Annotated in this window: 18 protein-coding genes, 2 tRNA genes and 1 pseudogene; 13 read left to right on the top strand and 8 right to left on the bottom strand. The window is 71.8% G+C overall.

Annotation, left to right across the window (positions count from 1 at the left end; translation table 11 throughout):
• The 4 genes and pseudogenes from ABT381_RS29130 to ABT381_RS29115 form a co-directional block, all read left to right on the top strand.
• Positions 1-385 (top strand): annotated as a pseudogene (locus ABT381_RS29130) (hypothetical protein); the annotation flags it as partial.
• 114 nt (positions 386-499) lie between these two features.
• Positions 500-883 carry a DUF8844 domain-containing protein gene (locus tag ABT381_RS29125; protein ID WP_351599558.1) on the top strand — a complete coding sequence of 128 codons (384 nt, stop codon included), beginning with the start codon at positions 500-502 and terminating at the stop codon, positions 881-883.
• Positions 884-1,038: 155 nt separating this feature from the next.
• Positions 1,039-1,680: a hypothetical protein gene (locus ABT381_RS29120; protein WP_351599557.1), complete on the top strand. Its 642-nt coding sequence runs from the start codon at positions 1,039-1,041 to the stop codon at positions 1,678-1,680.
• A gap of 112 nt (positions 1,681-1,792) precedes the next feature.
• Positions 1,793-1,866, top strand: a tRNA-Lys gene (locus ABT381_RS29115).
• A 68-nt stretch (positions 1,867-1,934) separates the two neighbouring features.
• Here the strand turns inward: ABT381_RS29115 and ABT381_RS29110 are convergent.
• Positions 1,935-3,146: a M6 family metalloprotease domain-containing protein gene (locus ABT381_RS29110; protein ID WP_351599556.1), complete on the bottom strand. Its 1,212-nt coding sequence runs from the start codon at positions 3,144-3,146 to the stop codon at positions 1,935-1,937.
• Between the two features lie 341 nt (positions 3,147-3,487).
• Between ABT381_RS29110 and ABT381_RS29105 the strand changes: the two genes are divergently transcribed.
• Positions 3,488-5,392, top strand: coding sequence for a putative bifunctional diguanylate cyclase/phosphodiesterase (locus ABT381_RS29105; RefSeq protein ID WP_351599555.1), 1,905 nt, complete (start codon positions 3,488-3,490; stop codon positions 5,390-5,392).
• 58 nt (positions 5,393-5,450) lie between these two features.
• Here the strand turns inward: ABT381_RS29105 and ABT381_RS29100 are convergent, their stop codons facing one another.
• The 3 genes from ABT381_RS29100 to ABT381_RS29090 all read right to left on the bottom strand — a co-directional run bounded on the left by ABT381_RS29100 (position 5,451) and on the right by ABT381_RS29090 (position 8,401).
• Positions 5,451-6,608: an LLM class flavin-dependent oxidoreductase gene (locus tag ABT381_RS29100; protein WP_467754344.1), complete on the bottom strand. Its 1,158-nt coding sequence runs from the start codon at positions 6,606-6,608 to the stop codon at positions 5,451-5,453.
• An 85-nt stretch (positions 6,609-6,693) separates the two neighbouring features.
• Positions 6,694-7,422, bottom strand: coding sequence for a maleate cis-trans isomerase family protein (locus ABT381_RS29095; protein WP_351599554.1), 729 nt, complete (start codon positions 7,420-7,422; stop codon positions 6,694-6,696).
• Positions 7,423-7,507: 85 nt separating this feature from the next.
• Positions 7,508-8,401 (bottom strand): maleate cis-trans isomerase family protein, encoded by an 894-nt coding sequence (locus ABT381_RS29090; protein ID WP_351599553.1) that lies wholly within the window; start codon positions 8,399-8,401, stop codon positions 7,508-7,510.
• 198 nt (positions 8,402-8,599) lie between these two features.
• Here ABT381_RS29090 and ABT381_RS29085 point away from each other — a divergent pair, with 198 nt between their 5' ends.
• Both ABT381_RS29085 and ABT381_RS29080 read left to right on the top strand, forming a co-directional pair.
• Positions 8,600-9,565 carry a D-2-hydroxyacid dehydrogenase gene (locus tag ABT381_RS29085; RefSeq protein WP_351599552.1) on the top strand — a complete coding sequence of 322 codons (966 nt, stop codon included), beginning with the start codon at positions 8,600-8,602 and terminating at the stop codon, positions 9,563-9,565.
• Between the two features lie 91 nt (positions 9,566-9,656).
• Complete coding sequence (locus tag ABT381_RS29080; protein ID WP_351599551.1) at positions 9,657-11,078, top strand: amidase; 1,422 nt, start codon at positions 9,657-9,659, stop codon at positions 11,076-11,078.
• Positions 11,079-11,246: 168 nt separating this feature from the next.
• On the opposite strand, the gene ABT381_RS29075 is transcribed toward ABT381_RS29080, so the two are convergent.
• Positions 11,247-11,768 (bottom strand): DUF3830 family protein, encoded by a 522-nt coding sequence (locus tag ABT381_RS29075; RefSeq protein ID WP_351599550.1) that lies wholly within the window; start codon positions 11,766-11,768, stop codon positions 11,247-11,249.
• A gap of 282 nt (positions 11,769-12,050) precedes the next feature.
• Between ABT381_RS29075 and ehuB the strand changes: the two genes are divergently transcribed.
• The 6 genes from ehuB to ABT381_RS29045 all read left to right on the top strand — a co-directional run bounded on the left by ehuB (position 12,051) and on the right by ABT381_RS29045 (position 16,398).
• A complete protein-coding gene (ehuB, locus tag ABT381_RS29070; protein ID WP_351599549.1) occupies positions 12,051-12,971 on the top strand; it encodes an ectoine/hydroxyectoine ABC transporter substrate-binding protein EhuB in 921 nt (306 codons plus the stop codon).
• Positions 12,968-13,723 (top strand): ectoine/hydroxyectoine ABC transporter permease subunit EhuC, encoded by a 756-nt coding sequence (ehuC, locus tag ABT381_RS29065; protein ID WP_351599548.1) that lies wholly within the window; start codon positions 12,968-12,970, stop codon positions 13,721-13,723. The genes ehuB and ehuC overlap by 4 nt, the downstream gene beginning before the upstream one ends.
• Entirely contained in the window at positions 13,720-14,370 is a 651-nt protein-coding gene (gene ehuD, locus ABT381_RS29060) for an ectoine/hydroxyectoine ABC transporter permease subunit EhuD (RefSeq protein WP_351599547.1), read from the top strand. Before ehuC ends, ehuD begins: the two co-directional genes overlap by 4 nt.
• A complete protein-coding gene (gene ehuA / locus ABT381_RS29055; RefSeq protein ID WP_351599546.1) occupies positions 14,360-15,175 on the top strand; it encodes an ectoine/hydroxyectoine ABC transporter ATP-binding protein EhuA in 816 nt (271 codons plus the stop codon). The genes ehuD and ehuA overlap by 11 nt, the downstream gene beginning before the upstream one ends.
• Before the next feature lie 283 nt (positions 15,176-15,458).
• Positions 15,459-16,217, top strand: a complete 759-nt coding sequence (locus tag ABT381_RS29050; RefSeq protein WP_351599545.1) for an IclR family transcriptional regulator — start codon at positions 15,459-15,461, stop codon at positions 16,215-16,217.
• A gap of 107 nt (positions 16,218-16,324) precedes the next feature.
• A tRNA-Lys gene (locus tag ABT381_RS29045) sits at positions 16,325-16,398 on the top strand.
• A gap of 67 nt (positions 16,399-16,465) precedes the next feature.
• Here ABT381_RS29045 and ABT381_RS29040 read toward each other — a convergent pair.
• From ABT381_RS29040 to ABT381_RS29030, 3 genes are all read right to left on the bottom strand, one after another.
• Positions 16,466-17,059 carry a lytic polysaccharide monooxygenase auxiliary activity family 9 protein gene (locus ABT381_RS29040; protein ID WP_351599544.1) on the bottom strand — a complete coding sequence of 198 codons (594 nt, stop codon included), beginning with the start codon at positions 17,057-17,059 and terminating at the stop codon, positions 16,466-16,468.
• Positions 17,060-17,226: 167 nt separating this feature from the next.
• Complete coding sequence (locus ABT381_RS29035) at positions 17,227-17,643, bottom strand: SsgA family sporulation/cell division regulator (RefSeq protein ID WP_351599543.1); 417 nt, start codon at positions 17,641-17,643, stop codon at positions 17,227-17,229.
• 9 nt (positions 17,644-17,652) lie between these two features.
• A partial coding sequence (locus ABT381_RS29030) for an SPFH domain-containing protein (RefSeq protein ID WP_351599542.1) occupies positions 17,653-18,651 on the bottom strand: 999 nt, incomplete at its 5' end.

Below are 18,651 nucleotides of genomic sequence, written 5' to 3'. Positions count from 1 at the left end.
CAACATCGACACCTCGACGTTCTACGAGGTCATCGGCAGCACATCGAAGCAGCACGATCTGGCCCTGACCGGCTGGTGTCCCGACTGGCCTTCGGACCGCCTCCAGGGCCGGGAGTTCGACGTCACGGTCGTCCTGCACCCGCTGTCCGGGCGCCCGGACGCGACGGCCTTCCACCTGGAGACGGGCCGCCTGTGCGTACTGGCCTCGCGGCACCGGCACGCGTGCATCGTGGTGTGCCGCGAGGGCGTGACACAACTGCTGGACGAGCACCCGTCCACGGAGCCGGTCCAGCTCGGCGTCACGGTCAAGTTCCCGGACGGCTGGGAGGCGAACCACGCGGTACTGGCACACCTGGCGGAACACCGGGTGCCGTGGCGGCCGTAGCGACCGTGGGCCCGGGTGCCGGGGCGGCCGTAGCGGCGGGGGTCCCGGCTGCAAGGGGCGTACTTGCGCGGCGCGGGACAATGGGACGCGGCACACGATTCTGGAGGTAGGTACATGTCCGAGCCGCAGTCGGCTCCCGATCCGCGCGGTGCGGCCCCCGCGCCCCGGCGCCTGAAACCGGCGCCGCTGCTGTTCGAGCCGCCCGAGGCCACGGCGGACCCCGAGCACTTCTTCGACCTGGAGTCGATCGAGGACCCCCGCGAGCTGCTGTCCCGCTCCACGGAGCTGGCGCTCGCCTTCCGCGCGGCGGCCGACCGGGCGACGGAGTTCCAGGCGATGGCGGCGGCGCAGCTCGCCGATCCGCGGCGGTTCGACCGGCTGCCGATGGCGGTGCTCGCGGAGCGGTCCGGCTGGACCGAGGACTACGCCCGCAAGATGGTGGAGTTCGGCCGCTCGCTCATGCGCGACGGCGGCACCCACCCGGACGAGGTCGGATAGACCGGCCCGACGAGGTCGGCCGGACCGACCCGAGGCGGCGGTGATCATGGGCCGTTGGCATATGCGGGTAGGAAGATACTCCGTCTCACTCTCCCGTGTCCCGTTTTCCGGCAATCCGCAGAAACGGAACCTCTGCTACCGGTAGACCTGACGTCATGAGTGACTGGCCCCAGCCCCCGGCCCCCGACCTCCACCTCGCGTCGTACGTCACGCTCGCCGGTGCCGACTGGCTCGCCTCGGCGAGTCCGCACCCCCGTCGGGTACACCACCTGTGGGCCACCCATCCCACGGTGCCGAGCGTGCTGCCCTGCGGCACGGTGTTCGACGTGATCAACGCCCCCGCCCTCTTCGGCCGCCGGATGGCCGACTGCTTATGGGCGGGCCCCGGCTCCGGACCGGTCGCCGTGCATCGCGGCCGGGTGCTGCTGTTCGCGGCCCGCGGCACCGCCCAGCGGCTGCCGGCGCTGCTCTCCTGGGAGGAGTGGGCGCGGTCGGTGCCGCCGCTGCTGTGCCACGGCACGGGGGACGCGGTGAGCATTCCGCCGCTGCACCCCTTCGCGCCCGCGCCGGACGCCCCGCCGCCGTCCTCGCGCTGGCTGGTCGCCCCGGATGTCCGCGATCCCTGGCTGCCCGGCCCGGACGTCCTGCTGTGGGCGTGCGTACGAGCGGCCCGCTCGGCCCCCTCGGAGAGCCCCGCCGCGCCCGACGCCGCACGCCCCGCCGCGCCGGACCCCGTACACCCGACCACGCCCGACCCCGAACGCCCCGCCACGTCCGGCGCCGGCGCCCGCCCCTGAGCGCCGCGCCCGAAGCACCCGCGCCAACCAAGTCGATCACCTGCTCGATCACCTGCGGCGAATCGATTTTTGCCCTCCCCGATCAGGGTGCTAAGGTTTTCCACGTCAGCAGGCGCCGCTAGCTCAGTTGGTTAGAGCAGCTGACTCTTAATCAGCGGGTCCGGGGTTCGAGTCCCTGGCGGCGCACAGACAGCGAAGGCCCTCACTCCGGTGAGGGCCTTCGTCGTGTGCCGGGACGGCCGGCGGCCGCGGGCTCACTCGCGCGTGATCCGGACCGTCCAGTCGCCCGCCACCGTCCGGCCCGTCACCGCCACCCGTACGCCATCCCCCGCGTCCAGGCTCTCGCCGACGTCCAGCGGCGCGTCCGCGAGCGGCGGGTGGACCGAGGCGCCCCAGCAGGCCGAGGAGTGCGGGTGGCCGTCGAGCACCTGCACCGGGCCCTCGCCCGAGGGCGTGGCGCTGCGGACGCGGTAGACGAGTACGCCCTCGCGGCAGATGCCCCGGTCGTTGCCGGTCGCGTCCCGCGCCTCCACCGCGATCGCGCTGCTCTCCCCGGTACGGGCGACGAGCAACCGCGACCGCTGCCGGTCACCGGGGCGTACGGGTGCGGAGAGGGGGTGCAGCGTGCGCACCGTGCTCCCGCTCCCGGGGATGCAGTCGACCTGGCGGTCGGCGAGCCAGCCGAGCTTCCACTTGTGCCAGGCGAAGGGCTCGGGGGCCATCCCGAACTGGCTGCCCATGAGGTCCCAGTCCCCCACATGGGTGTCCCAGTCGCCCATGCCGTCGGCCGGCCGGTGGTAGAGGTCCGGCAGGTCGAAGACGTGGCCGGTCTCGTGGGCGAGGACGTTGTGGTCCGGCGGGTTGTTCTCGAAGACGGTGACGAAGCGGTGCAGCGGGGCGCCGTCCGCCGTCAGCGGCTGGTCGAGGTTGACGACCTTGGTCGCGTCGGAGTCGACACCGGGCGCGTCCGGGTCGGCGACCAGGTAGACCATGTCGTACCGGCTGAAGTCCACCTCCGCGTCGGCCGCCGCCACCGCGTCGTCGAGGTAGGCGCTGCGCCCGGCGGCGTCCCAGTCGCGCTGTATCCCGTACGCGACGGACGTGCGCGGCATCTTCACCCAGTGCCGCTGGACGTGGGGGCGCAGCCGGAACCTGCCGTACGAGGCCGTCTCGAAGAAGCGGGTGGTGGCGGGGAAGTACTCGGTGGCCAGCCGGCGGGGCGCGACGCGCGGCCGCGCGTCGGGGAAGGACAGGAAGACCATGACGGCGTCGAGGCTGTGCAGCGGGCGCGCGTAGGTGCCGTTCCAGGAGTCCAGGCCCTCGGAGTGGTGGACGTCCGCGCGGGGCAGGGCGCAGGAGAGCGTGGCTTCGGAGGCGGTGGCGGGGGCGGCGACGATGGAGGTGGCGATCAGGGCGACCAGCGAGGTGGCGATCGCGGCGAACCGCCGCAGTCGTCCGCGGTCCACCCCCTGGAGTGTCTGGGAGTGCGGCACATCGACCTCCCGGAACGGATTCGGAACACCCCATCCACCCTGTGGTGGTTCGTCGGGGTTCGTCCTGTTCCATGGGGCCAGTTGAGTGACAGCTACACCCCGCTCCGTGATCACGGAACGTCACAATCGCTCGATCAGCAACGGTCGCCGAACAGACGCGCGCAGAAACCATCAAACATCCGTCATCGATGGCGATCGCCACGGTTGTGTTGCTGGCTAGGCCGTCCGGGAAACCTCTATGATCGCCACACTTACACCGCGGATTCCCCTTCCCCGAGACCGACCGACCGGACCAGCGCCAGCGGGAGCGAGCAGTGAGCGGACACTCCGACGGCACGAGCCGCGCCCCCGGAGCGACACTGCCCTCGGTCACGGAGGGTGAGGAAACGGCCAACGAATGCGACGGCGCCGCGCATACGGGCGCCGAGCACACCGCCGCACCGGACGACGCTCCCGGCACCACCCCCGGCACCGCCCTCGCCCCCCTCCACGTCTCCCCCGGCGGCTACCGCGCCGCCTTCGAGGCCGCCCGGCTGCCGATGGCCGTCCTCGGCCGCGACGGGCTGGTGACCGCCGCCAACCCCGCCTTCGGCGAGCTGCTGGGCAGGGACCCGCGCGCGCTGGTCACCGCCGCCGCCGCCGACCTCACCGACCTCGGCGGCGACCCGCACATCTGGACCGCGTACCGCGACGTGCTGGCCGGCCGCAGCGACCGGCTGCGCTGCACCCGCCGCCTGAAGCACCCCGAGGGCCACTCCCTCTGGGCCGAGGTGAGCGTCGAGCCGCTGCCCGGCGGGGACCGCGTCCTGCTCTCGGTCACGGACGTCAGCGACCGGCACGACCTGCAGGCCCGGCTGCGCCACCTCCAGATGCACGACCCGGTGACCCGGCTGCCCAACCGCGCCCTGTTCTTCGAGCGGCTGGCCGCCGCCCTGGAGTCGGCGACGTACGACCGGGGCGGCACGGGCCGGATCGGCCTGTGCTACCTCGACCTGGACGGCTTCAAGGCGGTCAACGACACGCTCGGGCACCGCGTCGGCGACCGGCTGCTGGGCGCCGTGGCGCAGCGGCTGGCCCACTGCGGCGAGCGCCCCTCCGGCCGGGCCGGGCGCGGCGGGCAGCTGGTGGCCCGGCTGGGCGGCGACGAGTTCGCGCTGCTGGTCGAGGACTCCACCGGTACCGAGCAGCTGGCCGACCTGGCGCAGTCCGTACTGGACGCGCTGCAGCGCCCCTTCGACCTGGCGGGCCAGCGGCTGTCGGTCTCGGCGAGCATCGGAGTGGTCGAGCGGGCCGCGGCCGGCACGACGGCGACGGGCCTGATGCAGGCCGCCGACACGACGCTGTACTGGGCCAAGGCGGACGGCAAGGCCCGCTGGACGCTCTTCGACCCGGAGCGCAACGCGCACCGCATGACCCGCCAGGCGCTCTCCAGCACGCTGCGCCCGGCCGTCGACCGCGGCGAGTTCACGCTGGAGTACCAGCCGCTGGTCGGGCTCGGCGACGGCCGGGCGCAGGGCGTGGAGGCGCTCGTACGGTGGCGGCACCCGCAGTTCGGGACACTTCCGCCGAATCGGTTCATCGGATTGGCGGAGGAGAACGGCGCGATCGTCGAGCTGGGCCGCTGGGTCCTGGAGCGCGCCTGCCACCAGGCGCGTGCCTGGCAGCTGGCCCGCCCCGAGGAGCCGCCGCTCTTCGTGAGCGTGAACGTGGCCGTCCGCCAGGTCTGGGACTCCGACCTGGTCGCGGACGTGGCCGGGATCCTTGCCGAGACCCGGCTGGCGCCCGAGCTGCTGCAGCTGGAGCTGACCGAGTCGGCCGTGATGGGCTCGGCGGGCCGCCCGCTGCAGGCCCTTCAGGCGCTCAGCGACATGGGCGTCCGGATCGCCATCGACGACTTCGGCACGGGCTACTCCAACCTGGCCTACCTCAGCCGGCTGCCCGTCTCCGTACTGAAGCTGGACGGCTCCTTCGTCCGCGGCTTCCGCTCCGAGGAGCATCCGAACCCGGCGGACGAGACGATCGTCGAGGCGCTGGTGGCGCTGGCGCACCGGCTGGGCCTGACGGTCACGGCGGAGTGCGTGGAGAACGCCGAGCAGGCCGAACGGCTGCGCCGCATCGGCTGCGACACCGGTCAGGGCTGGCTGTACGCCCGCCCGCTGCCGGCCGACCGGATCCCGGCGCTGCTCGCGGGGACCGGGGGCCCAGCAGAAAACACATAAGAAAGAGGGGAAGCGGGGCCGACAGGAGCTACCGCGCCCCCGCCGGCCCCGTCCCCCGTCAGGCGCCCCCGCCCGGCAGCCCGTACGCGTCCGCGATCAGCTCGTAGGAGCGGAGGCGGGCCGCGCCGCCGTGGGCGTTGGCGGTGATCATCAGCTCGTTGGCGCCGGTGCGCTTGGCGAGGTCGTCCAGGCCCTGGCGGACCGCGTCGGGCGTGCCGTACACGACGTTGCCGAGCCAGCTCTCGACGAAGTCCTCCTCGACCATGCTGTACGGGTGGTTCTCCGCCTCCTCCGGCGTGGGCACCAGGCCGGGGCGGCCGGTGCGCAGCCGGACCATGGACAGCGCCCCGGCCAGCACCTGCCGGCGGGCCTCCGCCTCGGTCTCGCTCGCCAGCGCGCCGACGCCGATCAGCGCGTACGGCTCGTCCAGCACGGCCGAGGGGCGGAAGGTCTCGCGGTACAGGTCCAGCGCGGGGATCGTGTTCTGCGCGGAGAAGTGGTGCGCGAAGGCGAACGGCAGGCCGAGCTGGGCGGCGAGGCGGGCGCTGAAGCCGGAGGAGCCGAGCAGCCAGACCGGCGGGCGGTGCGCGGACTGGACGCCGCCGGGCGAGGTGGCCTGGACGGGGCCCGGGACCGCGTGGATGCGGGCGTACGGGTGCCCGTCGGGGAAGTCGTCGTCCAGGAAGCGGATCAGCTCGGCGAGCTGCTGCGGGAAGTCGTCGGCGCCTTCGTTGAGCCGCTCGCTGCGGCGCAGCGCGGCGGCGGTGGCGCCGTCCGTGCCGGGCGCGCGGCCGAGGCCGAGGTCGACACGCCCTGGGGCCATCGCTTCGAGGGTGCCGAACTGCTCGGCGATCACCAGGGGCGCGTGGTTGGGCAGCATCACGCCGCCCGAGCCGAGCCGGATGGACTCGGTCTGCGCGGCCAGGTGGGCCAGGATGACGGCCGGCGAGGAGGAGGCGACGCCGGGCATGGAGTGGTGCTCGGCGACCCAGTAGCGGTGGTAGCCGCGGCGCTCGGCCGTCTGCGCGATGGCGGCGGCGGTGCGCAGCGCATCGGTGGCGGTGTTGCCTGCGCCGACGGTCAGCAGGTCCAGCACGGACAGCGGTACGGGCGCGGTGCCGTGCGCCGTGCCCCGGATCTCGTCGGTGCCGGGTGCGCCGGAGGCCCGGCCGGATTCGGGGGCCGGGCCCCGGCGCTCGTCGTGGTGGCCGCTCACGGTGCGGGTCCTCCTAGGTAGCGGGTCGTCCCCGCCACCAACCGGAGTACATCTCCGTTTATTCCCGCGCGTGGCCGGCCCCCGGTCAGCCCTCCCGCCGCGGCCCCGCGAAGAGGGTCCCCAGCTCCGGCCGGACGATCTCCCGGTCCAGCAGCCGCAGGCCCTCCCACACGGTGACCTGGTTGGCGGTGAGCACCGGCTTGCGCAGCGCCTCCTCCACGGCGGGGAGGTACGCGGCAGTGTGCAGCGCGGTGTCGGGCAGCAGGACCACCTCGGCGTCCGGATGGTCGCCCGTACGGGCGAGGTGCAGTACTTCCTCCAGGCCCCACGTGCCCACCTCGGCCGCGGTGATGATGCCGCTGCCGCGGGTCGAGACGACCTCCGTACCGGACGACTTCAGGAAGGCGTGGAAGTGCTCGGCCACGTCCTCCGGATAGGTCGCCGCGATGGCCACCCGCTCGGCACCCAGCGCCTGCACGGCCCGCGCGAACGCGAAGGAGGTACTGGAGGCGGGCAGCCCGGCGGTCGCCGACAGCTCCCGGACCTGCTCCTGCGCGCCCTCCCAGCCGAAGACGAAGCTGGCGCTCGTGCAGGCCCACACGACGGCCTCCGCACCCCGGTCCTTCAGGTCGGCGACCCCTGCGGCCAGCCGCGCCGCCGACCCCATTTCGAGCAGGGCGTCCACCCGGTGCGCGTCCTCACCGATGTCGGTGTGGACCAGCGGCAGCCGGACGCCGCCGCCCAGGAGGGACTCGATACGGGGGTAGTCGTCCTCGGCGGAGTAGCCGGGGTAGAGGAAGCCGACCGTGGCCATGCAGATCTCCCATACGTGGTGCGGATGCGGGTGTACGGAGCGACGTGCTGTTCAGCTGGCGTACGCGCCGGCGGCCAAAAGGCCGTCAGGCGTCGTACGTATCGTCCGGAAAGGGCGGGACGTCGAGCCCCTCGGCCGCTTCGGCCTCCGGAACCGCGGGCGGCCCTGCGAAGGCCGCCTCCGGCTCCGGCCGGTGCCGCGGCACGGCGTCCGGCGATCCGGACAGCGCCGCGGGGCCGCGTCTCGCGACGGGGTCGAGCAGCGCCTGATAAGGACCTACCGCGTGGCTGCCGATGGCGCGCAGCGCGCCCCACATGGTGACCTGGTTGGCCGACAGGACGGGCATCCGCAGCTCGGCCTCCAGCTGCGGGATCACGTCGTACGTCGGGAGGTTGGTGCAGCTGATGAAGAGCGCGTCGGTCGCGCCCACCACCGCCTGCCGCGCCATGTCGACGACGTCGCGGTACGGCACCTTCCAGATGTGCCGGGTCAGGCCCAGGTAGGCGCGGCCCGTGACCGTGATGCCCGCTTCGGCCAGATACTCCTCCAGAGAGTCGGTGACGGATTTGGTGTACGGCGTGACCAGGGCGACCCGCCGCGCGCCGATCTCGCACAGCGCGTCCAGCAGCGCCCCCGACGTGGTCATCGAGGGCACCTCACCGGCCTGCTGCATGGCGGCGCACATGGCGCGCTCGCCCGCCACGCCGCCGACGAAACTGCCCGAGGTGCAGGCATAGGACACCACCCGCGGGGCGACGGCGGACAGCGCCTGCACCGCCTCGCGGAGCGTTTCGTGTTCGCTGACGAGCCGGGCGAGGTCGAGCGAGACCTCGACGGGCACGAAAGGGGTGCGGGTGAGGTGGAGGGACACGTCGTCGGGTACCCAGCGCCACAGCTCGCGGTCGAGTGCGAAGTCGAAGGGCGCAACGACGCCCACACCGCATTGAGGCTGTGGGCCCCCGAGAAAAGAGACGTCCATGAATGGCCCCTAGAAGAACGAAGGGCTAGGCCATTGGCCAGGGATTGTGAAACTGCCGGCACAAGCCGGGACGTCGGGACAGAGCCGTTGTTGACACGGTAGATACGACTTCTTAGCGTGGTCAATCCTCGCATCTCAGGCATCTGTCGGCGCCTCTTTCATTTAACGGGGCACACGTTTCAGAACGGTTTCTGATCCATGACCGAAAACACCGTCCTTGTCCTCGGAACCGACCCGCCGCCGAAGCTCGACAGACTGTCCGGACGCGCCAAGGTGATCTTCGCGGACGAGATGACGCTGGCCGGCCAACTTCCTACCGCCGATGTGCTCTTGGCCTGGGATTTCACCTCCGACGCGATCCGCGACGCCTGGGCCGCCGGCGGCCCGCGGCCCGCCTGGGTGCACACCGCGAGCGCCGGCGTGGACCGGCTGCTGTGCCCCGGGCTGATCGAGGACGAGACCGTTGTGACCAATGCGCGGGGCGTTTTCGAGCAACCCATCGCGGAGTACGTCGCCGGTTTGGTGATCGCGATGGCCAAGGATTTTTATGGCAGTTGGGAACTCCAGCGGCAGCGGCGGTGGCAGCACAGGGAAACGCTCCGGGTGGCCGGATCGCGGGCCGTCGTGGTCGGTTCCGGGCCGATCGGGCGGGCCATCGGGCAGACCCTGAAAGCACTCGGGATCACGGTCGACCTGGTCGGACGCCGGGAGCGGACGGGTGATCCGCAGTTCGGACTGGTACATGCGAGCGACGCACTGGACGGGCTGCTGCCGACCGCCGACTGGGTGGTGTGCGCCGCTCCGCTCACCGAGGAGACCCGCGGCCTTTTCGACCGGCGGGCGTTCGGCCGGATGAAGGAATCGGCCCGCTTCGTGAACGTCGGGCGCGGCCCGATGGTGATCGAACAGGATCTGATCGAGGCGCTGCGCGGATGGAAGATCGCGGCCGCCGCGCTGGACGTCTTCCAGCAGGAGCCGCTGGACACGGACAGCCCGCTGTGGGACGTCCCGCACCTGATCGTCTCGCCGCACATGTGCGGGGACACCCTCGGCTGGCGGGACGCGCTCGCCGAGCAGTTCATGGACAACTACGACCGCTGGGCGGCCGGCGAGCCGCTGCTGAACGTCGTCGACAAGCGGCTGGGGTACGTGCCGGTGCAGTAAGCCCGCGCGTACGGCCTCCGCCGCGCCCGCCCGCGCCCCGGCCCGCCGGGGCGCATTCCGCGCACGCTCCACTCCCCCGATGGAGGGCTTGATGAACCGACTGGCGGATCTCACAGCACTGCGCCTCACGGCCGGCTACGCGGCCGGCGAGTTCACTCCCGTCGAGGCGGTGCGGTCCGCACTGGACCGGGCGGAGCGGGTGCAGCCGTACGTCAACGCCTTCACCCGGCTGGAGCCCGACGAGGCGCTGGCCGCCGCGAAGGAGTCCGGGGAGCGCTGGCGGGCCGGTACGCCGGCCGGGCCTCTGGACGGCGTACCGGTCACCGTGAAGGACATCATCCTGATGCGCGGCGGCCCGACCCTGCGCGGCTCGCGGACCGTGCGCGCGAACCAGGCGTGGGACGAGGACGCGCCCTCGGTCGCCCGGCTGCGGGAGCAGGGCGCGGTCTTCATCGGGAAGACCACGACGCCCGAGTTCGCCTGGAAGGGCGTCACCGACAGCCCCCTGCAGGGCGTCACGGGCAATCCGTACGACCCGCAGCGCACCGCGGGCGGCTCCAGCGGCGGGGGCGCGGCGGCCGTGGCGCTGGGCGCCGGGCCGCTGAGCCTGGGGACGGACGGCGGCGGCTCGGTCCGCATCCCCGCCTCCTTCTGCGGCGTCTTCGCGCTGAAGCCGACGTACGGACGGGTGCCGATGTATCCATCGAGCCCCTTCGGGACGCTGGCGCACGTCGGGCCGATGACGAAGGACGCGGCGGACGCGGCGCTGCTGATGGACGCGATCTCCGGCCCGGACTGGCGGGACTGGTCGCAGCTCGGCCCGGTGTCCGGCTCGTTCGTGGAGCAGCTGTCGGGGCCGGTGGCCGGGCTGCGGGTGGCGTACAGCCCGACGCTCGGCTGGGACGTCCCCGTACGGCCGGAGATCGCGACGGCGGTCCGGCGGGCCGTGGAGAAGCTGGCGGAGCTGGGCGCGCACGTGGAGGAGGTCGACCCGGGGATCGAGGACCCGGTGGAGGCGTTCCACACCCTGTGGTTCAGCGGGGCGGCGCGGGTCGTGCAGCCGCTCGGGGAGGAGGCGCGCGAGCTGCTGGAACCGGCGCTGCGCACGGTGTGCGAGCAGGGCGCGCGCTACAGCGCGCTGGACTACCTGGCGGCGGTGGACGTACGGATGGCGCTCGGCCGGCAGATGGGGCGGTTCCACGAGACGTACGACCTGCTGGTCACGCCGACCGAGCCGATCACGGCCTTCGAGGCGGGCGTGGAGGTGCCGAAGGGGTCGGGGCACGAGCGCTGGACGGGCTGGACGCCGTTCACGTACCCCTTCAACATGACGCAGCAGCCCGCCGCGACGCTGCCGTGCGGCGTGGACGGCGACGGGCTGCCGATCGGGGTGCAGCTGGTCGGCGCGCGGCACGCGGACGCGCTGGTACTGCGCGCCGCGCACGCCCTGTACGGGGCCGGGGTGGCGGACATCCCGGCCCCGGCGCTCATCGCCGCGCCCGGCGGGAGCTGAGCGTTAGAGCCTGGGTCTAAACCCCGGCCGGGCGCCCGCCGCCTGGCACGCACTCTCGCGGCGTTGCCGAACCGCCCACGTAGCTCCGCTACGAGGACGCTCCGGCGCCTTGCGATAGCACGCACCAGACGACGTTCGCTGATCCGACCAGGGTTTAGACCCAGGCTCTTACGCCCGGCGGAAGCTGAGCGTCTCGCCGAGCGCGCCGGCCCGCCAGAGGTCCTGGCAGGCGTCGGCCATCCGGTCCAGGCCGTCCACGACGGAGCCCCAGACGATGCCCGGGACCCAGCCCGCGTCGCCGTTGATCAGCAGGTTGTTGCGCTCGTAGAAGAGCGCGAGGTCGACGACGGTGGTGCGCTCGGCGTGCGCCGCCTTGGCGCCCTGCCGCTCGGCCGCCGCCTCGTATCCGTACGAGGAGGTAGCCAGCTGGGTGTCGGTGAAGGTGAAGTAGCACAGGTCGCCGGGGATCGGGGTGATCGTGGGGTTCTCCAGCGGCGGCTCCTCGGGGGCGAAGGGCGGCACCAGGGCGTAGATCTCGTTGCGGGCGTACTTGGCGTGGTAGACGTCGCCGCCGAGCGGGAGCGCGTCCCAGACGGCGGCGCAGGTGACGGGCGCGCGGTCGTCGAGCAGCTTCGCCGTACAGCGGACGCCGCGCTTGTCCAGGGAGACCTCGATGAATCGATCGGCCATGATGACCCCTCTTGGTTGATTACCATGCTTACCGGTCACTGCCGGTCATCGGTGACGTATCACCCGGCACCCCGAGCGTAGGGCGTCCCCGGACACTTCCCCGGGCAGCACGGGAGAAGTCATTTCCCTCCTGTCCCAACCACCCCACACATAGCCGCTGTTACGCCCATGTTTCCCCCGCAACTGCATGTAGGTCCCCTTCGGTACCGGAAACATCAAGGGCCGGAAACGATCGGCATAGCTCCGGCGGCTTCGGGTAGTCGCGCGCCCATGGCTCCACCAATGGGGAACACCAAAGAATCCGGGCGAAGTTCGGGAAGCGGCCTCCGCCGCCGCACGCTGCTCGCGGGGGTGGCGGCGCTCGGCGCGGCGGGCGCGATGGGCGCCACGAGCGGGTGCAGCCGGGTGTCGACGGCCGACACCGGTGACGGCGGGCACCTGCTGGAACAGCTGCGCGCCAAGGGCACCGTACGGCTGGGCCTAGCCGGCGAGCAGCCGTACGGCTACATCGGCAAGGACGGGAAGATGACCGGCTCGGCGCCGGCCATCGCCGAGCGGATCTTCAAGCGGCTGGGCGTGGCGAACGTACAGCCGTTCGCCACCGAATTCGGCTCGCTCATCACCGGGCTGAATTCCCTCCAGTTCGACGTCGTGGCCGCCGGGATGTACATCAATCCGGAACGATGTCAGCAGGTGATCTTCGCCGATCCCGAATACCAGATGCTCGATGCCTTCATCGTGCCGAAGGGGAATCCGAAGAACCTGCACTCCTACAAGGACATCGCCAAGGCCGGTGCCCATATGGCGACCGGCGTCGGCTATGCGGAGATCGGCTACGCCAAGGAGGCCGGGGTCAAGAACATCACGACCCTGCCCGACCAGCTGGCCGGCCTGCTCGCGGTCGAGCAGGGGCGCATCGACGTGTTCGTCGGCACCGCGGTGACCGTGCGGAACGTCGTGCGCGAGACCGAGACGACAAAGGCGGAGGCCACCCAGGAAGTCACGCCGTACGTGGACGGAAAGCCGGTCATCGACGTCGGCGGATTCGCCTTCCGCTCCCCGGAGACCCATCTCCGGGACGCCTTCAACCGCGAGCTGCACAAGATGAAGAAGAGCGGCGAACTCCTGGACGTCATGCGGCCCTTCGGGTTCACGAAGGACCAGATGACGACCATCACCGCTAAGGAGAAGTGCAAGCCATGAGCGAAATCAGCTGGGGTTTGTGGGAACTCCTCCTCCAGGGCGTCTGGATCACCGTCCAGCTGACGGTCTTCAGCGCCGCACTCGCCGCCGTGGTGGCCTTCGTCATCGGCCTGGCCCGGGCCCACCGGCTGTGGATCGTGCGCTTCCTGTCCGGCGCGTACTTCGAGATCTTCCGCGGCACGTCCGCGCTGATCCTGATGTTCTGGGTCTTCTTCGTACTCCCGATCGGCTTCGGGTGGCAGCTGGTCCCCATGTGGGCAGCCGTACTGGCCCTGGGCCTGAGCTACGGCGCGTACGGCTCGGAAGTCGTACGCGGCGCGGTCAATGCCGTGGCCCCTGCCCAGCGCGAGGCGGGCATCGCGCTCAGTTTCAGCCCCGCCCAGCAGCTGCGGAAGATCATCCTGCCGCAGGCGTGGCCGGAGATGGTCCCGCCGTTCAACAACCTGCTGATCGAGCTGCTCAAGGGCACGGCCCTGGTCTCGATCATGGGCGTGGCCGACATCGCCTTCGGCGCCTCGCTGGTACGCAACGCCACCGGCCAGAGCGCCCCCGTCTACACGATCATCCTGGTCATGTACTTCATCCTGGCGTTCCTGCTGACGCGCGGGATGCGGGTCGTGGAGCGGCACGCCAAGGCCGGGATCGGGAAGGCCCCCGAGAAGCGTGAGGGCCTGCGCAGCAAGCTGAGCGCCGCCCAGGTCGGCGACGTCACGCGCTCCGGCGCGGCCCCGGCGGGAGGTACGGGCCAGTGAACTGGAACTGGAACGCGGTCGGCGACTTCCTGCCGATGTTCTGGCACGGCCTGCTGGTCACCCTGGAGGCCCTGGCGCTCGGCTCGCTGATCGCCTTCGTCCTCGGGCTGTTCTGGGCCATGGCGCAGCGCTCCGAGCACGCCGTGGTGCGCTGGCCGGTGGTGGGGGTCACCGAGTTCATCCGTAACACCCCCCTACTCGTCCAGCTGTTCTTCCTCTACTACGTGCTGCCCGAGTGGGGGATCACGCTCTCGGCGCTGACCACCGGCGTGATCGGCCTCGGCCTGCACTACTCGACGTACACCGCCGAGGTCTACCGCGCCGGCATCGACGGCGTGCCGGTGGGCCAGTGGGAGGCGGCGACCGCGCTCAGCCTGCCGCGCTCGCGGACCTGGGGCGCGGTGATCCTGCCGCAGGCGATCCGCCGGGTCGTGCCGGCGCTGGGCAACTACGTCGTCGCGATGCTCAAGGACACGCCGATGATCTTCGTGATCGGGGTGCTGGAGATGCTGGGCGAGGCCCGCCAGTTCTCGTCCCAGACCTTCCAGACCATCGAGCCCTACACGGTCGTCGGCCTCGCCTTCATCGTCATCGCCTACCCGGCTTCCCTTCTTCTGCGAGCCCTGGAGCGTCGCCTTGTCCGCTGACATCACCCCCTCGAAAGAATCGGCCAACCCGGCGGTGGACGGCAGCGAGCTGATCCGCTTCGACCACGTCACCAAGCGCTTCGGTACCAATACGGTCCTGGACTCGCTGGACTTCACGGTCTCCTCGGGCAAGCACGTCACCCTCATCGGTCCTTCCGGGTCGGGCAAGACCACGATCCTGCGGCTGCTGATGACGCTGCTGAAGCCGGACGAGGGCACGATCAGGGTGGGCGGGGAGTACCTCACCCACGAACAGAAGAACGGGAAGCTCGTACCGGCCGGCGAGAAGCACACCCGCGAGGTGCGCAAGAACATCGGCATGGTCTTCCAGCAGTTCAACCTCTTCCCCAACATGAAGGTGCTGCGCAACGTCACCGAGGCGCCGGTGCACGTGCTGGGGATGTCCAAGGAGGCGGCCGAGGAGCGCGCCCACGAGCTGCTGGACCTGGTGGGCCTGACCGAGCACGTGGACAAGTACCCCACCCAGCTCTCCGGCGGTCAGCAGCAGCGGGTCGCCATCGCGCGCGCCCTGGCCATGCGGCCGCAGGTGCTGCTCCTGGACGAGGTCACCTCCGCGCTCGACCCGGAGCTGGTGGCCGGCGTGCTGGACGTGCTGCGGGACATCGCGCACACGACGGACATCACGATGCTGTGCGTGACGCACGAGATGAACTTCGCGCGGGACATCTCCGATGACGTCCTGATGTTCGACTCGGGCCGGGTCATCGAGTCCGGGCCGCCCGAGAAGATCTTCACGGAGCCGGAGCACGAGCGGACGCGGGAGTTCCTGAGCGCGGTGCTCTGATCCCCCCCGGCGCGCCGGACAGGAGGAGCGGCCCGCCGCCCCACGACGGGGCGGCGGGCCGTTTCTCTGCCCCGGGTCGTGCCGTGGGCATATGCCATGGTGGTGAATCGCTGAACAGAAGCACCCCGAACGACGATTTTCACTCAAGGCCCCCTCCTGTAAGCCCGGTTGGCGGCTATCGTGGTACGAGCCCCGCCACCCGGTAAGGCCGCGCGACGCACGATGTCCGTGACGGGCGGCGACGGTGACGATGCAAACGGTCACAACCTGCTAGGGGGACACCGTGGCGCCGACGTACGAGCCCACCGCGCCTTACCACTCGGTGCGCTATGCACTCCGTGTGCTCGAAACGGTTTCCCGGCACCCCACCGGCACGACCGACGCGCAGATAGCGCGGGAGACCGGTCTGGCCGCCGGCCATCTCACACACATGCTGGCGATGCTGCGCCGCGAGGGCTATCTCGACCAGCTGTCCGACGGCGCGTATGTGGTCGGGGAGTCCCTGTCGCTGCTCGGCGGCGGCGTCGACCGCGCCCAGGCGCTCAACGACAAGCTGCAGACCTCGCTGGACGAGCTGCGCGACTCCGTCGGCGCCGCGGTCTACATCAGCCGCTACATCGACGGCGAGGTGCGCATCCTGCACTACGCCGACGGCCCGCAGGCCCCCAAGGTCAACGAATGGGCGGAGTTCCACCGCACGGCGCACGCGAGCGCGATGGGCAAGTGCCTGCTCGCCCAGCTCGACCACGACGGCCGGCGGGACCACCTCTCGCGGCACAAGACCGCCCGGCTCACCTCCCGGACGATCACCAACGAGAAGGTGCTCTTCCACAAGCTCGACAGCCAGCCGGCCTCCGTCCCCGTCCTGGACCTCCAGGAGTACGCCGTCGGCACGGTCTGCGCGGCCGTCCCGATCACGGCCGGCGCGACGGTGGGCTGCCTCGCGCTGTCGATGCCGCTGGAGCACGCCCACCGGCTGCGCAAGGCCGCCGACACGCTGAACCGCAGGGCGGCTCCGGTCCTGCTGTCGCTGGCGCTCTGACCTGCTGCCGGGCGCGTGAGCTCCCGACAGCAGGGGCCCGCGGTGTGGCTGGGGCCACACGGTCAGGAGCACCCCCGAGGAGCGGGTAGTATTTACGTCGTCAGCAGGCGCCGTTAGCTCAGTTGGTTAGAGCAGCTGACTCTTAATCAGCGGGTCCGGGGTTCGAGTCCCTGACGGCGCACAGACAGCGAAGGCCCTCACTCCGGTGAGGGCCTTCGTCGTGTGCCGGGACGGCCGGCGGTCTGCCGTTACGACAGGTTCACGTCGGCGCAGGAGTAGAAGGCGTTGCCGGTGTCGGCGATGTTCCAGACGCCGAGGATGATGTGCCGGCCGTGGTGGCCGGTGGGGACGGTGCCCTGCTGGCTCCAGGTCTCCGGCGGCTGCTTGCCGCCCATCGGCACCGTCATGAAGGGCTGCGACTCCAGCGCGGCACGGGTGAGCGGCTTGCTCGGGTCGTAGCCCTCCTTGGTGATGTAGTACCGGAAGTCCGTCGTGGCGTGCCGGGCGGTCATCTTCCAGCTGAAGGTGAAGCCCTGCCCCGCCTTGAGGGCGGTCGCGGGCCACTGGCCGCCGCGCGGGTCGTCCAGCTCGGCGAACGAGGAGTTGCCGCCGGCACAGATCTTGCCGTCGGCGGGGCCCGCGGCCGGGAAGCCCTTCGGGCCCTCGACGCTCTGCGGCTCCCACTGGATGGCGCCGCAGTTCTTGACGGTGCCGGCGGCGCACAGCGACTGCCGGCTCGGGGGCTGGGTGCCGTACCCGTGGCTGGAGGCGCTGCCCGTGGCGAGCAGGGAGGCGCCGGCTATGCCGAGGGTGATCACGGCGACGCTGATCTTCTTGCGCATGCTTCGCTCCTGAACGTGGGGGAGGTTCGGTGAGAGCCGTGCACTGCGGTCTAGACCAAGTCGCAGCGTAATGACGCCTGTTGCACTTGTCCAGACCAATTGCCCACCTGCTCGTCACCCGTGCCCCGCCGCCCGTTCAGGCGGCCGCAAGGTGCGGACCCGGACCCTCAGTTCCGCTCCGCGAAGAGCCGGGCGAGGTGCGCGTCCAGATCGAGGAAGCGGCCCTCCTCCCCCGGCGGCACCACCTCCGCCGTCGCCCGCACCCAGGCCGCCAGGTCCGTCGCCTCGGCCGTCAGCGCGCACGCGCTCCCGGCGGCCCACAGCTCGATGTGCACCCGGCGGAGCCCGACCGCGTCCCGGAACGGCCGCATCCGCACATCTCCCTCACCCGCCGGGCCGCGCAGCCCGGCGAGCAGCAGCTCCCGTGAGAACACCCAGGTCGTGACCGTACGGCCCTGGCTGACGAAGGCGACGCGCACCTCGTACGGGCGGTCGCTGCGGTAGCTGAACCGGCCCGCCACCGGGACGACGGTGTCCGGGCCGAGCAGCAGCTGCAGTTCGAGGGTGCGGGTCGTGGCGGCCACCACGGCGCCTCACTCCTGCGCCGCCGCGCTGCCGCGGGCGGTGTAGAACGCCACGGTCAGGTCCTTGACCAGCGCCTTGCGTTCGTAGTCGTCCAGCTCCACCAGCCCCCGGGTGGTGAGCCGCCGTACCGTGTCGTCCACCGCGTCCACCACCGAGGTCAGCACGGTGTCGCGGTGCCGGGCGTCGATCGCGGCGATCTGCCGGCGGTGCATGGCGGCCGCCACCTCCGGCGCGTACTCGATGCGGGTGGGCTGCGCGGAGAACACCTCGATGCCCACCGGGCGGCAGTCGGCGGCGAGCTGCGCCGTCAGCGCGTCGCCCACCGCGTCGGCGTCCCGCAGGCTCGGCGACTCCTCGTGAAAGGCGTCGGCGGGCAGCCGGCCGAGTACCCGCGCGGTGCCCGCCTCCACCTGTTCGCGCAGGTAGCTGAGGTGATCGTCGACCGCGTACCGGGCCCGCGCGGCGTCCACGACCCGCCAGACCACCAGCACCACGGCCCGCAGCTGCACCCCGGCCGCGTCCACCGCCGGCATCGGCTCGCTGCGCCAGTGCCGCAGCCGCACGTCCACCCGGCGGCGGCGCAGCACGGGGCTGATCCACACCAGGCCGGTGCGCCGGACGGTGCCGCGGTAGCGCCCGAAGAGGCTGAGCACCCAGGCGCCGCCGACCCGGCCGCGGGCCAGCCCGCCGAGCGCGAAGAGCGTGGCCGCGCAGCCCAGTACGAGCAGTGCCAGGTCGCGGGGCGGCAGCGGCGTACGGGCGCGGGCGGGCAGTCGCAGCAGGCGTACGGCCTGGTCGGGCAGCATCCCGTGCCACCACAGCAGCGCCCCGCAGCACGCGGCGGCGAGCAGCCCGGCGCACAGCGCGTACCCGCCGGGGAGGGAGGGGCCGCGCCGCTCGGTGAGGTCCGGGTCCGCCGCGGGGGCGCGCCGGCGGCCGGGCCGTACGGCCGCGGGGCGGCCCGGGCCGGTCTCCCCGTCGGGCGCGGCGGCCGGCGAGGTCACCCG

The organism is Streptomyces sp. NPDC000151 (assembly GCF_040301705.1).
Taxonomy (GTDB): Bacteria; Actinomycetota; Actinomycetes; order Streptomycetales; family Streptomycetaceae; genus Streptomyces.
The sequence above is the reverse complement of the archived record's forward strand: the minus strand, read 5'-3'. Positions and strand labels throughout refer to the sequence as shown.

What these genes read in the sequence shown, in the direction of transcription:
- ABT381_RS29125 (WP_351599558.1), top strand. Translation starts at nt 500, where the DNA reads ATGTCCGAGCCGCAGTCGGCTCCCGATCCGCGCGGTGCGGCCCCCGCG.
- ABT381_RS29120 (WP_351599557.1), top strand. Translation starts at nt 1,039, where the DNA reads ATGAGTGACTGGCCCCAGCCCCCGGCCCCCGACCTCCACCTCGCGTCG.
- ABT381_RS29095 (WP_351599554.1), bottom strand. Translation starts at nt 7,422, where the DNA reads ATGGCCACGGTCGGCTTCCTCTACCCCGGCTACTCCGCCGAGGACGAC.
- ABT381_RS29090 (WP_351599553.1), bottom strand. Translation starts at nt 8,401, where the DNA reads ATGGACGTCTCTTTTCTCGGGGGCCCACAGCCTCAATGCGGTGTGGGC.
- ABT381_RS29085 (WP_351599552.1), top strand. Translation starts at nt 8,600, where the DNA reads ATGACCGAAAACACCGTCCTTGTCCTCGGAACCGACCCGCCGCCGAAG.
- ABT381_RS29080 (WP_351599551.1), top strand. Translation starts at nt 9,657, where the DNA reads ATGAACCGACTGGCGGATCTCACAGCACTGCGCCTCACGGCCGGCTAC.
- ABT381_RS29075 (WP_351599550.1), bottom strand. Translation starts at nt 11,768, where the DNA reads ATGGCCGATCGATTCATCGAGGTCTCCCTGGACAAGCGCGGCGTCCGC.
- ehuB (WP_351599549.1), top strand. Translation starts at nt 12,051, where the DNA reads ATGGGGAACACCAAAGAATCCGGGCGAAGTTCGGGAAGCGGCCTCCGC.
- ehuC (WP_351599548.1), top strand. Translation starts at nt 12,968, where the DNA reads ATGAGCGAAATCAGCTGGGGTTTGTGGGAACTCCTCCTCCAGGGCGTC.
- ABT381_RS29040 (WP_351599544.1), bottom strand. Translation starts at nt 17,059, where the DNA reads ATGCGCAAGAAGATCAGCGTCGCCGTGATCACCCTCGGCATAGCCGGC.